Below are 19,077 nucleotides of genomic sequence, written 5' to 3'. Positions count from 1 at the left end.
TCTTTTTTATGTTTAGAAAGTCAAGTGATTATTTCATAAAGCACATTGAATAACATATTGATTTTTGGTAAAATTGTATATAAATGGGGTTTCCAGAAACTTATACTGGTTATTCCGCAAATGTACATATCAAGAAAGGCAGGGAGTAATTTATGAGAAGAAGTTATGGCAGACGAATGATCGCATTTCTCATGGCATTCATTATGGCATTGTCCGTATTGTTCCAGAGTGATATTGCGATCGGAGGGATTGCGCAGGTGCTGGCGGCACAGTCACAGAATGTGGCGACGGCCAGTGATGCGGAGAAGCAGAGTGATGTGGGGGATTCTGTTGCCACGCTGGCGGCGGATGATGCCATAGATCTGAATGCGGACGGATATTACTGTTATACGACAGCTACATCAGGCAAGACGTATTCAGGGAAAGCGATCACACTCCTGGCATCAGAGCTGGTGGTAAAGAAGATTGGAGATACGACCAACGACACGAAGCTGTCGTCAGATTATTATACTGTAGAGTACAGTAATAATGTTAATGTGGGTACAGCAACTGTTACGGTCAGGGGTAATGCTGATAAAAACTGCAGCGGAACTCTTACATGTACCTTTACTATAAAGGCAAAGAGCATAACCTCGACTGCACTTTTCTATATAGATGGAAAAGAGAAAGCGAACCAGCATAAAAATTGCAAAAATAAAATTTACACATATCAGGCTGGTGGTGTATGGCCGCAGATATATGTAAAGACAGCGAATACATCATCAGGATATTTCCTCACAGAAGGAACTGACTATGTTGTGGATTATTACAACAATGACGAGGAGTCAGAGGTTGTGGAGGATCCACTTGGGGATGGCCCCAGAATTGTAGTGTCCGCTGCAAAGAACAGCAATTATAAGATCGGTAGCGACGGAGAGTATTACATATACTACGGAATCAGTGCTGCAAACCTTAGTGATCAGGAGATATCACTGGAGGGTGATACATTTGTATATACAGGAAAACCTATAAAGCCGGCTGTTAAGATACTGGACAAGACCAACAACAAGTATCTGCACAGCATAGACGAGTGGGGTGCAAATGACTATGAGTACAAGGTTGAGTATACCAACAATACAGATGTTGGAACGGCGACTGTCACAATAACAGGAGCACCTACCAGATTCAAGGGAACTGTCACCAAGACTTTCCAGATCGTGGATCAGGGAACTGAGGTATACAGCATAGCAGACGCTGACGTTACGGTGGATGACGACCTTGTATATGACGGAACTGCCAAGACTCCAAGTCCGGTGGTTAAGTATAAGGGCACGACACTTGTCGAGGGCAAGGATTATAAGGTGTCATACTACACCAACAATACAAATGCATCCACATCCAAATCTAAGCCATCACTGACTATATCAGGACTTGGTTCATATGTGGGTTCAAAGACGGTGAACTTCACCATCAAGCCTAGGAGCACGGAAAATCTCTCTGTAACATTTGATGATGCAGTGTTCAACACCGCAAACAACATAACGATACAGGTTTCTCCACAGAATATTTCTGTCAAGGATAGGGAACTTGGAACTACACTTAAGTTATCCCAGGATTTCTCATATGACTTCAGTGAGTATTGGAATGCCAAGGATTACAATGTAGGAACACATAAGTTTAATATAGTAGGTATTGGAAATTACACTGGAACTGTTCCATGTGAGTTCCAGATTGTTGCAGCGGATATATCCAAAGCTGTAATAACTGCCGATGACGCCGAGTACACAGGTTCTGAGGTGACCACAACCCTGTCAAAGGTCACATTCAGCAATACGGATCTTGTGGAGGGCGTTGACTACGAGATATCAGGTTATGAGAACAACGTGGAGATCGGAAATTCAGCCAGAGTCATGATCAAGGGTCTCGGCAATTTCCAGGGAACATGTGTAGGTACATTTGCGATAAAGACATCTAAGATCAGCATGAATGATGTGGAATTTTCCACGATATCATCGATGACATATACCGGAGCACAGTTGAAGCCGGATGTGACATTGACATACGACGGCAAGACACTTGTGGAGGGAACCGATTACTCTGTTGCTTACGGCGAGAATATCGTGCCGGGAACCAACAATGGTAAGGTTACATTTACAGGTATGGGAGACTATGCGGGTACTGTGTACAAATCATTTAACATACTTGCAAAGTCATTCTCAGATGCCGATGTAAAGCTGACTGTGAATAAGTCCAGTTATGAATATACCGGAGAGAACATAAAGCCGGATATAACAATTACATACAACGGAATGACATTGGTTGAGGGAGTTAACTACACCTTCCCGTTCAGCTACAAGGAGACCGGAACATGGACAGTCATTGCCATGTCAGCATCGGTATATTATTCCGGTTCAAAGTCATTCCAGATCACTATAGTTGCTCCGTCAGGTGATATGGGCAAACTTACATATGAGGATATACCTGACCAGTATTATAACGGCGGCGAGGTGAAGCCGGAGCTTACCATTAAGAATGACAGTTATGTTCTGAAGGAGGGAACAGACTTCACAGTCACCGACAGAAAGAACAATGACAAGGTAGGAACTTCTACTATTACTATAGAAGGAATGGGCTCATACAGCGGAACTAAGGTTCTTGAGTTCAACATTTTACCTAAGCCTCTTGAGGACTGCGATGTCAAAGATATATCCGACAGCCAGTACACAGGAGAGGCATTAGAGCCGGCAGTCACCATCAAGAATGGCAGTGTTGAGCTGGAGCAGGATATAGACTATACGGTAGAGTACAGCAATAACACGGATGTGACAGATGAGGCCAAGGTCGTAATAAAGGCTGCAAATGATAATTATACAGGCGAGATCGTCAAGTATTTCAAGATAACACCTGTTTCAATCATTTCATCTTCAAGCGGAATGGGAATAACCCAGGCCGACCAGTCACAGATGTACACAGGTATGGCCATCGAACCGGTGATAAATGTAACCAGATACGTTAATGGTGAAATTATCAAGCTGGAGAGAGACAAGGACTATACTGTTGAGTATGCGAATAATATAGAGGTAACAGGTTCAGGAGAGAAGGCTTCGATCACTGTAACCGGTATAGGAAATTACACAGGACAGAAGGTTATACGTTTCGAGATAGAGAAGAGAGCTGTGTATAACTGTCAGATGGATGCTATAGCGGATCAGTTGTGGACAGGCTCAGCTATAACACCTGAGATCAATATATACAACGGTGAGATCAAGCTTGTTGAGAATGAGGATTACACAGTAGAGTATGCAGACAACACGGATGCCGGAAAAGCGTCAGTGACCATAACAGGCTGTGGTGATCATTACACAGGTCAGATTATCAAATACTTCAATATTACTAAGGAATTTATAGACATAAGCACAAGTGACAAGATCACTTTGACGGGACTTGAGGATCAGTCATACAACTTTGGCATGGCGGTCAGACCAAGCTTTACTCTGAGCTATGACGGCGAGGAGATGACAGCCGGATCAAACGGTGATTATACATATACCTTCAAGGACAACTATGAGGTCGGTACCGCAACACTTGTCATAACAGGTGTGGGCAAGTACAAGGGAACAAAGGAATACACGTTCAAGATTGCCAAGTATGACATATCAGGTGATACACTGATCATATCAGGCGACACATTTGAATATAGCGGTACTGCTATCAAGCCATCACTTGTGGCTGTGAAGGTTGGAACCGTCAATAGAATAACATCATTTGATGATTTCAATGTCACATACGGTGAGAATACAAATGTTGGAAATGGAAGTGTGACCATCACTCCAAAGGCGGACAGCAGCTATACAGGAGAGCTCACACAGAAATTTGTAATATACAAGAAGAGTATTACAGGTGCAACAGTTTCAGCTTCAAGTGTGACATACACAGGTAAGGCACAGACTCCTGCGGTGACAGTTACATGCAAGGACGGAATGGCAGTGCCTTCAGGAAGTTATAGCGTTGAGTATGCCAACAATATCAATGTTGGTACAGCTAAGATCACGGTAACAGCTCTGGAGGATGGCAATTTCGATGGAACCGCTACAGGAAGCTTCGAGATAAAGGCTATAGATATTGCCGGAGCCGATGTGGCTGATATAGCTGACCAGACATACACAGGCTCAGCGATAACACCGGATATAACAGTCAGCTACGATGGCACCGAGCTTGTTGAGGGTGAGGACTATGTTGTATCTTCATATGATAATAATGAGAATGTCAGCACGGCTTCAGCTAAGGCGTCGATAACCATAACTGGTAAGGGCGTATACAGCGGAACAAAGAAGATTGAGTTCAATATTGTTTCTGCATCAGTCAGCAAGGCAGTTGTAACAGGCGTTGAGGACAGTGTGGTATACACTGGCGCAGATATAACATTTGCAGGATTGGCAGTTACAGTGTCGGGCAGAAAGCTCACTGCTGCTGACTACACAGTGAAATATACAAATAACAGAAATGCTTCCACAACTGACAGCAAGGCAGAGATACTTATCACAGGTAAGGGCAATTACACCGGTGAGAAGATAGTTCAGTTCGTGATCGAGCAGAAGGATATAGCAGATTGCACAGTTCAGCCGATCAGCGCACAGATCTATACAGGAAAGGCTGTTGAGCCTGAAGTGACTGTCGCTGACGGTGCAAACACTCTTGTAAAGGGAACGGATTATACCGTTGCATACAGCAACAATATCAATGTCACAACAACCGAGTCAAAGGCTGTTGCTGATATAAGTGGAACAGGCAACTATAAGGGATCTGTGAAGGCAACATTTGATATTGCCAAGAAGATCGTCAAGATAACAGATGCGGATGTTGCTGATATAGCAGATCAGACATACCACATGGGAGATAAGATAGAGCCGGCTGCAACAGTCACAGTGGATGGCGTGAAGCTTGACGCTGACTGCTATATGGTAACTTATACAAACAATGTGAATGTCGGAACTGCGACAATGACAGTTACAGGTATCGCTGTACAGGGATATTCAGGAACTGTCGAGAAGACATTCAAGATACTTCCATTGTCTATTGCAAAGGCAGTGGCATCTAAGACTTATTCAGCGGTGTACACACCGGCTGGAACGACATTTACAGTGGAGAGCTTTGACATCACAGTTGATGGCAAGAAGTACACTGTGACGGACATGTCAGATTTCACTGTAACACAGAAAAACCTGATAAATGTTGGAACAGGAACAATAACAGTTACTGCAAAGGCTGACTGTAACTTTACAGGAAGCTTTGATATCGCAGCGACAATAACTGCAGCGAAGATAGAGGAGAGCTGGGCAAGCCTTGAGCAGACAGAGTTCAGCTATACCGGATCTGAGATAACTCCTGAGCCGGTTGTCAGAAGTGGAAATGTCATTCTCAAGAAGGATGTCGACTATACACTCAGCTACGACAGCAATGTGGAGTGTTCCGATAAGGCAAGCGTGATGGTGACAGGTACAGGTAACTATACAGGAGAGGTAAAGCTTCTCTTTACTATCTGTGCGAAGTCGCTCACGGGAGCAAAGGTAAGTGCTCAGGCACAGAGCTATACAGGTAAGCCGCTCACCACGAAGATCACAGTCGTACTTGGAGACGAGACACTTGTGGAGGGCCAGGATTATACAGTAGAGTATGTAGAAGGCGAAGTTACAAATGCAGGAACCGGTAAATTCAAGATCAAAGGCAAGGGCAACTATACCGGAGAGCTTGACGGCACATTTGTCATAAACGCGAGAAGTATAAATGCTGAGGGCATTACGGTTGCAGGTGTGGCAGATAAGACATACACCGGATCTGATATAACACAGGATATAACAGTTAAGGATGGAGATGCGGTTCTCACAGAGGGAACAGATTACACTATCGACTATGAGAATAATGTCAATGCATCGACCACAGATTCAAAGGCTGCAGTTACAGTCAGAGGTAAGGGTAACTATGACAGCAGTACAACAAGACGTGTAGAATTTACAATTGGACAGAAGGATATAACAGATGCAGAGATAGACGGCGTGGATAGTTCAGTCGTATACACAGGAAAGGCTATTACATTTGATCAGGCTGTGCTCACTGTGGACGGTGTTAAGCTTGTAAATGGTGTGGACTACGAGACTGAATATGTCAACAATCTGAATGTATCTACTGCCAGCAGCAAGGCGAATATCATCTTCAGTGGAAAGGGTAATTATACAGGAAAAGCAAGCTGGACATTCACTATCACAGCAAAGAGCATAGAGGATTGTACAGTCAGTGATATTCCGGGACAGACCTACACAGGAAAGGCACTTACACCTGACATAACAGTCAAGGATGGCAGCAGAACTCTTGTGAAGGGCACGGATTATGATGTCGTATACAGCGACAATATTGAGGTGTCAACAGCAGACAAGCCGGCAAAGGCGGTTGTCACAGGAAAGGGCAACTACACCGGATCTGTACAGAAGACATTTATGATAGCAGAGAGAGTTATAGATATAACACCTGCGGTCATCTCGATAACAGACAAGGGACCATTTGTATATAACTATGGCAAGCAGATCACACCGGCTATATCAGTTACACTGGATGGAGAGGTGCTTCCAGAGAATGCGTATACAGTAAGCTATCAGAGCAATGTGAATGCCGGAAAGGCATACATAATCGTGACAGGAGCCGGAGAGTATCATGGAGTCGTAGAGACATCATTTACTATCGAACAGCTCGATGTGACAGGAGGAGTACTTGAGCTTGAGAAGGATGCTTACGGATATACCGGAAGCGAGATCAAGCCTGTAGTGACAGGAATCACTCTGGCTGGCGGCAGCATAGAGCCTGGCACAGATTTTGACGTGACATACAGCAACAATATAAATGTAGGCAGTGGAGAGATAGCTCTCACAGCCAGAAGCAGTTCAAACTATAAGGGAACAGTTACAGGCAAGTTTGCGATCACTGCGGCAGACATCACAGATGCCCAGCTCACGGTTGCCGATCAGACATACACAGGTGCTGCACTCAAGCCGACAGTGACAGTATATCTGGGACAGACAAAGCTTATAGAGGGAACAGATTACACAGTGGGATATGCTGACAATACCGATGCCGGAACAGCAACGGTTACTGTGAAGGGTATGGGCAACTATGCCGGAACAGTTAAGACGACCTTCAAGATCGCAGCAAGATCCATAAGTGCAGCAAAGATAACTGTTGCAGATCAGGTGTATACTGGAGCTCCGCTTACACCGGAGATAACAGTTACATTAGGTGGAAAGCAGATCGCAGACACCGAGTATGATGTTGACTACAGTGGAAATACCGATAAGGGTACAGCCACAGTGACGATAACAGGTAAGCACAATTACACAGGAACAGCATCAGAGACATTCACTATATCCGCAATGGATATAAGCAAGTGCGTGGTCTCACCTATAGCGTCTGTTGTATACGATGGAACAGCCCACAGTCCAAAGGTTACAGTCAAGAACGGAGAGATAGTTCTGACAGAGGGCAGTGATTATGACGTCACATACAGCGACAATGTAAGTGTTACAACAGACTCAAGAAAGGCAAAGGCAACTATCACAGGCCGTGGAAATTACACAGGTCAGTGTGTGGCTGAGTTTGAGATAACAAAGGCAGACTTTGCAGATGCAGTCATAACAGGAATACCTGAGAGTGTAGAGTATACCGGTGAGAGCATAGTCCTCACAGGATATGAGCTCACACTTGGAGATACAAAACTTGTAGAGAATCAGGATTACGTTGTTGAGTACACTGATAATAAGGAGATCGGAACAGCGACTGTCAGATTCATCGGAGCAGGCAATTACAGCGGTGAGAAGACTGCAGCCTTCAAGATAACAAAGGCAGATATAGCAAACTGCGAAATCAGCCCGATCCAGGGACAGACATGGACAGGTAAGGCCATAGAGCCGGTGCTCACCATAAAGAATGGCAGCGTCACCCTGAAGGCCGGAACAGACTATGAAGTTACATACAGCAACAATATAGACGAGACGGATGAGGCGAAGGCAGAGATCACCGGTATTGGCAACTATACAGGAACTGCTGTAGTCTACTTCTCGATAACAAGAAGCGTTGTGGATATAAACGGCGCTACAGTGTCGGCTATACCGGCGCAGACATATGCATTTGGCAAGGCTGTAACTCCTTCAGTCACTGTTATGTATAACGGAATTACACTGAAAGAGAATACAGATTACACCTTAACATATGAGAACAATATAAATGCTGGAACAGCATATGTGATCATAACCGGAACAAAGTATTACTCCAAGACAAAGAGAGTAAGCTTCGCCATCAACCCTGCGGACATATCAGCAGGCCGTGTGGTTATAGATCAGGGAAGCTTTGTGTACACAGGAAAGAGCCAGAAGCCTGAGGTTACAGGCATAGAGTTTGGAGATGTGATGATAACTGATATGGACAGCTTCGACATAAGCTTTGGCAGCAATGTCAATGTAGGAACAGCGTCCATCAGCGTATCAGCAAAGAGCAACACCAACTACAAGGGCAGCGTGACAGGTGAGTTTGCCATAACAGAGGCAGATCTGTCAGGCGCAGCAGTTGAGGTAGACGATGCGGTATATCAGGGAACACCTCTTACCCCGGCTGTCAGGGTAACACTTGGTACAGTGGTTCTGACAGAGGGCAGGGATTACACTCTGAGCTACAGCAGTAACACAAACGTAGGAAAGGGTACTGTAAAGATTACAGGAAGTGGCAATTATAAGGGAACCGTCAGTGCAGAGTTTGCTATAACAGAGAGAACGATCACTGATGCCGATGTGGAAGTCGCAGATCAGATCTACACAGGTAAGGAGCTCACTCCTGATGTGGAAGTAACACTTGGAGACAAGCTTCTGACAAACGGTGTGGATTACACAGTTACCTATGAGAAGAATGTCAATGTCGGCACGGCAAACGTTATAGTAAAGGGAACCGGCAATTATAAAGACACTATCACAAAGACCTTTAGAATAGCTGCAGCAGACATTTCAAGTGCAGTTGCGTATAAGATCAGTGATCAGACATATACCGGAAGTCCTATCACCCCGGCAGTGACAGTAAGCATGGCTGATGGAACAACACTGAAAGCCGGTGTTGACTATGAGGCTGAATACACAGGAAACACAGATGTTACGACAAAGGATGCACCTGCACAGGTGGTTATCACAGGAAAGGGCAACTATGTAGGAACCCTCAGAACAACATTTGCGATAGTACCTAAGTCACTTACAGGAGTCGCCATCAGCGGATACAGTGAGTCTGTGGCTTACACAGGTGCTGATGTGACATTTGCAGGTATTATAGTTGCCGATGGAAGCGAGATCCTCACAGAGGGAACTGATTACAGGATCACATACACAGGCAACAAGGCAGTCACAACAGAGGATGGTACATACTTTACAGTAACAGGTACAGGCAATTACACCGGAAGTAAGGATGTACACTTTGTGATCACGGCAAAGGATCTCAGGGAATGTGATGTCGAGGAGATCGAAAGCCAGATATACACAGGAAAGGCCATAGAGCCGGAAGTAACGATCAGAAATGGCAATGTTCTTCTTGTGAGAGGCGTTGACTATGATGTCACATATGAGTCGAATATAAATGAGACTACAGAGACAACAAAGGCTAAGGCTATAATCACAGGAAAGGGCAACTACACAGGAAAGGTAACGAAGGAATTCGTTATAGGAAGAGTATTTACAGATATATCAAAGGCTGAGATAGAGGCTATTCCGGATCAGACATATGCGTTCGGACAGGCCATAACCCCTGAAGTCAAGGTAAGCTTTGGAGGAAAGGCACTCACACTTAACACCGACTATACAGTGACTTATACCGATAATATTGATGCGGGAACCGCAACTGTAAAGATCATAGGTACAGGTGATTACAACAAGTCGGTTACAAAGACATTTGTCATAAAGCCGGCAGATATATCAAAGGCGTCAGTAGTTCTCAGGGGAACATCATTCACCTACACAGGTGAGGCGATCACACCTGCGGTGACAAGACTTGGCGTTCCAAATGGTGATGTGACAGAGAGTATCACAGATCTCTCATCATTCACTGTGGAATACAGTGACAACACAGATGCCGGGACGGCAAAGGTTACTGTAAGTGCAGAAAAGGATACGAACTACACTGGAACTGCATCAACTACATTTACTATCACAAGAAAGAGCATAAGCGGTGCGGTCGTGAGCGTGGCAGATGCTGAGTACACCGGATCAGAGGTTATACCGGATGTAAAGGTAACTCTGGGAGATAAGGTGCTGACAGCAGGCGTGGATTACACGGTATCGGCTGAAAACAATGTAGAGGCAGGAGAGGACGCTCTGTTAAAGATCACCGGATGCGGTAATTATGAGGGCGTACTGAGCCAGACATTTGAGATCAGTGCAAAGAGCATAGACGGCGGAAAGTGCAGCATACCGGCTCAGGTATATATAGGATCTGCGCTGACACCTGATGTAGTTCTTGAGGTTGGAGGCAAGACTCTGACCAAGGGTGAGGACTACACAGTTACATACGCAGACAACATAGATGTCACAACGGCTGAGAAGAAGGCATCAGCGATCATCAAGGCCATGGGCAACTACACAGGAAAGCTCACAGTTTACTTTGACATCACGGCAAAGACTCTTACAGCAGCCGATGTTGACAGCATTGATGCTCAGGAATACACCGGCGAGGCGATAGAGCCAGTTGTGGTCGTAAGAAACGGAGACACAGTTCTTGTTGCGGGAAGAGATTACGATGTAACATACAGCAACAATACAGACAAGACTACAGAGGCGAGAGCAGTAGTCAAAGGTAAGGGTAACTATCAGGGAACCGTTACAAAGCTGTTTGAGATATGCGGAGCAAGCATAGCACCGGCGGTTGTGACAGGAATACCTGAGAGCGCAGAATATACAGGTGACAGCATAACCTTTAAGGACATAACAGTTGTGATGAATGGAAAGACACTTGTATATGGAACAGATTACACAGTAAGTTATGAGAACAATGTCAATGCAACCACTGAGGACAGCATGGCATACGTTATCATAAAGGGTAACGACAACTACGGTGGACAGATAAGAACAGCCTTCAGCATAACCCCAAGAAGTCTTGAGAAGTGCAAGGTCGATGCCATCGGAGGACAGACATATACAGGCAGGGAGATCACCCCTGAGGTTACAGTAAGAGATGGATCAAAGGTACTCGAAAATGGAAGAGACTACACGGTATCTTACAGTGACAACATAGAGGTGGGCAAGAATGCCAAGGCAGTTATAGAAGGTAAGGGCAACTACACCGGACAGCTTACAGCAGAGTTCACCATCGCAAAGGAAGTGCTCGACATTTCAAATGCGGTGATAAGTGATATCGCAGATCAGTATTACAACTTCGGTGAGGAGCTCACACCTGCACTCAGTGTAAATCTTGGAGGAAGAAAGCTTACAGAGAATGTTGATTACAGCGTAACCTACACTGATAACATTGAGGCCGGTACGGCTACAGCTACAGTGAAGGGAATCGACCAGAATAAGGGCGAGGTAAGTAAGACATTCAAGATCCTTCCTATAGATATAACAACTGCAGAGATCGCACTTGTGAAGGATTTATATGGTTTCACAGGAGATGCGGTAACAGCAGATGTAGAATCGATAACAGTCACAAGAAATGGAGTTAAGAAGGTACTCACAGATCTCGCAGGATTTGAGATCACATGTACAGACAATGTAAATGTCGGTACGGCTACAGTTAAGATCGCCGCAGGCGAAGGCCAGAGCTATACAGGAAGCACAAGCACATCCTTCAGGATCGTTGCAGCTTCAATAGAGCAGGCAGAGGTCAGCGTTGACAGTGCAGTATATACGGGAAGCGCAATCACTCCTGTATGCAGAGTAGTTCTCGGAGGAAAGACTCTTGCAGAGGGCGTTGACTACAAGGTAACAGTTTCAGGCAATGTGAATGTTACTGACAATGCACTGGTTACTATAGAGGGAACCGGAAATTACACCGGAAAGCTCTCACAGAAGTTCAGCATAACTCCTAAGAGGATATCACAGGCTGAGGTAAAGGCCGATGATGCTGAATACACAGGAAGCGCAGTTACGACAACAGTCAGTGTAGTCCTTGATGGAAAGACTCTTGTTCAGGGAACTGACTATAAGCTCAGCTACAGCGACAATGTGAATGTCACATCTGACACAGCAAAGGCTGTTGTGACAGTGACAGGAACAGGCAACTACACAGGAACAGTCCAGGGAGAGTTCTCTATAACTCCTATGGATATATCAAAGCTTGACATACCGGAGATACCAGATCAGACATACGGCGGTCAGGCAGTAAAACCTGAACTGAGAATTGTAAATGGCAACAATGTCCTCTCAGAGGGCACTGATTACACAGTGGCATACGAGAACAACGATTCGGTTACAGACAAGGCCAGCGCTATTATCTCAGGTAGAGGAAGCTACAAGGGATCAGTGACCAGAACATTTGCTATAAAGGCATACAGCATAGATAATGCAGAGATAAGTGGAATCCAGGATGCGGTAGTATTTACAGGAGATGCCATTGAATTTGCAGATATAGCAGTTGTAGTAAACGGCAGGACACTTGTGAACGGTACGGACTACACAGTAAGCTACGAGAACAACCTGAACGTTACAGATGAGAAGAATCCTGCATATGTGATCATAAAGGGCACAGGAAACTACGGCGGACAGGTTAGAACAGCAATTGCCATAACAGCTAAGAATATTGGCAGATGCAGCATTGATCCGATTGGCGGACAGATATACACAGGTAAGGCGGTTGAGCCTGAGATCACAGTCAGAGATGGCGCAAGGATACTGGAGACCGGAAAGGATTATGACATTACTTACAGCAACAACACAGATGTGACAGACAGTGCTGAGGTCACCATAACAGGTAAGGGCAACTACAGAGGCAGCAACAGTGCGGTATTCACCATCGCACAGGAGGTTGTGGATATATCAAAGGCTGTAATGAGCAAGGTCGATGACCAGTATTACAACTTTGGAAATGCCATAAGACCAGAGGTTACACTTACATATGGCGGCAAGACATTGACACAGGATGTGGACTACGAGCTTGTATACATCGACAATATCAATGAAGGTACGGCGACGATACAGGCAAATGGTATCAACAAGAACACAGGCTCGGTGAGCACAACATTTGCCATAAAGCCAGTAGATATAACAACTGCTGAGGTTGTACTTGAGAATGACTCATTTGAGTACACGGGATCAGAGATCAGACCTGCAGTTAAGATGATAACAGTAAGCAGGGATGGCAAGGCGACGGCAGTGACATCTATGACAGCATTTGATGTGACATACACGGACAATACAAATGTCGGAACTGCTGGTGCGGTTATAAAGGCAGCAAAGGGAAGCGGATTTACAGGATCTGTGACAAAGAAGTTTGAGATCACAGAGGTGGATATCGCACAGGCTGTAGTTGATGTGGAAGACCATGTGTACACAGGAAGTGCAGTAAAGCCTGCATATACAGTGACACTTGATGGCAAGAAACTCACTGCGGGAACAGATTTTAATGTGGTGTTCAGCAACAATGTAAATGTTGGAACAGCAGCCATCCTCACAGTGACCGGTACAGGAAACTACAAGGGAACAGTTGTCGCATACTTTGCGATAACTGCAAAGGATCTGAGCAAGGCAGATGTGAATGTCCAGTCATCAGTTTACACTGGAAAGCCACTTACACCGGCTGTGACAGTAACTCTCGATGATGAGATATTAAATGCAGACATTGATTATGTTGTTTCTTACAGCAACAATGTAAACGCTACGACAGCAAAGTCAAAGGCGACTGTGACCGTCAAGGGAACAGGAAACTATCAGGGCACTGTGACTGCAACATTCGACATTGAGCCAAAGGCGATCGATGAGGCGAAGATCAATGATATACTGGATCAGATGTACAGCGGCAGTGAGATCAGACCGGATGCAAAGGTGACACTCGATGGAGTACAGCTTGTTGCGGGAACGGACTACACTGTGACATATGAGAACAACATAGAGGTTTCAGATTCAGCCAAGCTTATCGTAACCGGTAAGGGCAATTACAAGGGAACTGTAGAGAAGAACTTCAGTATAAAGAGTCTCACTCTTGAGGATGCAGAGGTATCAGGTATACCAGCCGGCACAGAATACACAGGAAAGGCCATAACATTTGGCGAGATCGTTGTGACACTGGGCGGAAAGAAACTGTCCGAGGATGAGGATTACACAGTAGAGTATAAGAATAATGTAAACGTGACAGACAGTGCGGAGGTTGTGATAACAGGTATCGGCAATTACAGCGGAGAGCTGAGCAGAACATTCAAGATCACAGCTAAGGACATAAGCAAGTGTAGAGTCGATGCGATTGGCGGACAGGTATACACAGGAAAGGCTGTAACACCTGAGGTCACAGTGAGAGACGGAACACAGGTTCTCGTGTCTGGAACAGATTACAAGACAGAGTACAGCAACAACATAAATGAGACAACGGCCAGCTCGAAGGCTGAGATCAAGATCACAGGATCTGGTAACTACACAGGAAGCATAACAGTGAACTTCACGATATCTAAGAATCTTGTGGATATATCCAAGGCTGTGATAAGCAAGATCAGTGATCAGCTTTACAACTTCGGCCAGCCGCTCACACCGGATGTGACAGTTACATTTGGAGGAAAGACACTTGTATACGGCGAGGATTACGCACTCGTATATGTGGACAACATCGATGAGGGTGTGGCAACCGTAACAGTTAGAGGTATCAAGTCAAATACCGGATCTTTATCGGCTAAGTTTAACATCAATCCGGTCGATATAAGTGATGGACAGATAGCTCTTGATGCATCCGAGTATATGTATACAGGAACAGCAGTAAAACCGGTGATCAATTCATTTACAGTGAAGAGAGCTGGAAAGACAGTGACAGTTACTGATTTTGACAACCTTGAGATCAGCTACTCGTCAAATACAAATGTTGGAACAGGTAAGGTTACTATAAAGGCACTTGAGGGTGAAGGCTTCACAGGAAGTGTCAGCAAGACATTTGCAATAGTAGGTGCTTCAGTCGACAATGCTTCAGTAAAGGTTGGAAACGGAGTTTATACGGGTGAAGCTGTAACTCCGGATCACACAGTTACACTCGGAGGCAGGACACTTGTTGAGGGACGCGACTACAGAGCAGACTACAGCAACAATGTGAACGTGACAGACAGTGCAGTGCTCACCATCACAGGTATGGGTAACTACAGTGGAAGCACCACAGCAAGATTTAAGATAAGTGCCAGAAATCTTGCAGATGCAGACATTACGGTGGCATCGGCAAGATACACAGGAGATCCACTTACACCTGCAGTTACAGTTTCACTTGGCGGAACAGCTCTTGTGGAGGACAGAGACTTTACAGTTTCATACAGTGACAATGTGAATGTCACAACAGACACAGATAAGGCAGGCGTTACCATCACAGGTATAGGCAACTACACTGGAACGGCGGTTGAGAAATTCGATATCGCAGCCAGAGACATATCTCTTGCAGAGATAAAGGACATCGACAGACAGAATTATACCGGTAATGCGGTTACACCAAAGCTCACGGTTGTTGACGGACAGAGAGAGCTTGTGGCAGGCAGGGATTACACCGTAAGCTACAAGAACAATGTCGAGGTGACAACGGCAGCAGTTGCGGTGATAACAGGAAAGGGCAATTATTCAGGAGCTGCCAGCAAGCTGTTTGCTATTGGCGGTGCTGATATTGCAGATGCAGATATAACAGGTATAAAAGACAGCGTAACCTACACAGGAAAGGCAATAACATTTGCCGGACTTAAGGTAACATACGGCGACGATGTACTTGTGGCAGGAAGAGACTACACTGTATCATACAGTGGAAATAAGAACGTGACGGACAAGGCAAGTGTTACCATCACAGGTATTGGCAACTACACAGGAAGTGTTAACAGATACTTTGCTATAACAAGAAGAAATCTTGCAGACTGTCATGTGAGCGAGATCGAGGGTCAGATTTACACAGGCAAGAAGATAGAGCCGGAGCTCACAATTACATATGGAGATCTGGTGCTTGTAGAGGGTGTTGACTACGAGATCGAGTACAGCAATAATATTGAGCCTACAGCAGGCGGACAGCCGGCAAAGGCAATAGTAACAGGTAAGAGAAGCTACACAGGAACTGTGGAGAGAGAATTTACCATTACAAAGGATCCTGTAAATATAAGCGGAGCCAAGATCAGTGCAATACCTGATCAGGAGTTTGCAAAGAAGAATATCACACCTGCGGTAAATGTTACATACGGTGGCAAGACGCTTGTACAGGGAACTGATTACAAGGTTTCATACATCAATAACTATAATGTTGGAACTGCCACAGTGACGATCACAGGATATGGAGACTACGTAAGTTCTAAGACGGCAACTTTCGAGATCGTCAAGAGAGACGTAACAGGTTATGTAGCAGAGCTTTCAAAGAGCAGCATGACATACACCGGAAAGGCACTCACTCCATCAGTTACAGCTATTAACAGCAGTGACGGAGCATTTGTGCTTGACGATGAAGATATCGCGGGCTTCATAGTGAGATATGCTTCAAATGTAAACGTTGGAACAGCAACGGTTACAGCTACAGCAGGAAGCCGGTCTAACTACACAGGAAGTGTGACAGCAACATTTGCCATAACAGCGGCATCAATCGATAATGCAGTAGTTGTGGCAGAGGATACGGAATACACAGGAAAGCCGGTAACTCCAGCCGTTACAGTGACAGTCAACGGTGTTGTGTTATCAGCAGCGGATTACACAGTGGCTTACAGTAACAACACTGAGGTCGGAACCGCAGAGGTAAGCATAACAGGAAAGGGCAACTACACCGGAGAGACAACAGGTACATTTGAGATAACAGCAAGAAGTATCAAGAACTGTACAGTTGAGTGCAGCACATCGATCGAGTACACAGGAAACCAGCTCATACCTGTTGTAAAGGTAAAGAATGGTGATGTGGAGCTGACAGAGGGAGTTGACTACATACTCAGCTTCGATATGAACACAGATGTGACAGGACGCGCAAAGGTGGTTGTGACCGGTAAGGGCAACTACAAGGATTCAGTGACAAGATACTTTGCAATTACAAAGAAGAGTATCGCTGGAGCTGAGATCAAGGGTATTACAGGAAAGGTATTCACAGGTAATGCAATAACACAGGATATTGAAGTTGAACTGGATGGACAGAAGCTCAGCCAGGGAACGGACTATACTGTGAAGTACGAGAACAATGTTCATGTAGGAACAGCAGTCATAACAATAACAGGTGCAGGCAACTACACAGATTCTGTAAAGAAGAGCTTTGTGATAAGCAAGGCAGATATAAGCAACACGGCTGTTATAAACGGAATTGAGTCCGAGGTTATATACAAGGGCACAGCATTTAAGTTTGATAATGTCACGATAACATGGGGAACAAATGTGCTGAAGGAAGGCAGAGATTACACGATCACATACCAGAACAACAGCGGAATCACCATGACGAGAACAAGTAAGGCTTCAGTCACTGTGAAGTTCGTGGGCGACTACAAGGGAAGCGTTACAAAGCAATTCAGGATCAAGGCATTTGACATATCAAAGGCAACCGTATCAGCGATAGCAGACAAGACCTACACAGGATCAGCGATCAAGCCGGCGGTTACAGTTAAGATCGGCAGTACAGTGATAAATCCAAAGGAGTACACGGTTGAGTACAGCAACAACGTGAAGCCGGGTGTTGCAAGTGTTACGATCACAGGACTTAACAACTTCTACGGAACAAAGAAGGTTACATTCAACATCCTTCCTGCAAAGGTGAAGAACCTTGCGGCAAGCGGTGAGACAACAACATCACTGAAGCTATCATGGAGCAGCAGTGCATATGCCCAGGGATATGAGGTGTACAGATATGATACAGGTAAGAAGACATATGTGAAGGTTGCAACAGTGACGGGCACAAGCAGCAATATCACAGGTCTGGCAGCGGGAACTGATTACAAGTTTGCGGTATCAGCATATGTGAAGTCGTCAGGCAAGACACTGTATAGCGAGAAGACAGTCATAAATGCAGCAACAAAGCCAGCTAAGGTTTCAGGTATTTCATTCAGCAGCAGGGCAGAGAAGTCGATAGCGCTCAAGTGGAATACAGTTAAGGGAGCTACAGGCTACAAGGTATACAGACTTGTAGCAAAGGACAATTACAAATATCTTGGTTCGACATCAAAGACAGCTTATAATGTAAACGGTCTGACTGGAAGTACAGCTTACACATTCAAGGTAGTTGCATACAAGAAGGTCGGCAGCAAGGAGCTCGTTGGTGAGGATGCTACAGCAAGGATCATGACAACGCCATCGGCAGTCAAGAATCTTAAGATCAGTGCCAGAAGCAATGCATCAATAACGATGAAATGGAGCAAGGTAAACAACGCTGATGGATACATAGTTTACAGATACCGCGGCAACAGAGCAGTCAAGATCAAGACCATCACAAGCAAGTCAAAGGTCGTATTTGTAAGCTCAAAGCTCAGTGCCGGAACAACGTATAAGTACAGAGTTGTGGCATACAAGAAGGATGGAAAGGCGATCGTAGAGAATGCCGGAACATATGTATCAGGATTTACACTTCCTGCAACACCTGTTGTATCAGCTAAGGCCGGAGTCAAGCAGGCGAAAATTGCATGGAAGAGAGCCAAGGGAGCGACAGGTTACATCGTATACATGTCAACATCAAAGCGTGGCACGTATAAGGCTGTTGCAACCATAAGAAAGGCAGGAACTACTTCATACACCAAGAAGGGCCTGAAGAAAGGCAAGACATATTACTTCAAGGTGCGTGCATTTAACAAGTCAGGTAAGACAACATATAAGAGTTCATACTCAACAGTAAAGAAGATCGTTGTCAAATAGTGACTGACAGTTAGATAAGGGAAAGCCGGAAATAAAACTATAAAAAGCATCCAACCGGGTGAGCCTG

1 protein-coding gene is annotated in these 19,077 nt (G+C 45.1%); it reads left to right on the top strand.

The features are described from left to right. Positions 1–152: 152 nt before the first annotated feature. On the top strand, positions 153–19,010 hold the full coding sequence (locus DW025_RS11915) for a fibronectin type III domain-containing protein (RefSeq protein WP_120000055.1): 18,858 nt from the start codon (positions 153–155) through the stop codon (positions 19,008–19,010). Positions 19,011–19,077: the final 67 nt, after the last annotated feature.

The organism is Coprococcus sp. AF38-1 (assembly GCF_003603945.1).
Classification (GTDB): domain Bacteria; phylum Bacillota; class Clostridia; order Lachnospirales; family Lachnospiraceae; genus Coprococcus; species Coprococcus aceti.
This window is presented reverse-complemented; position numbering and strand designations above follow the sequence as displayed.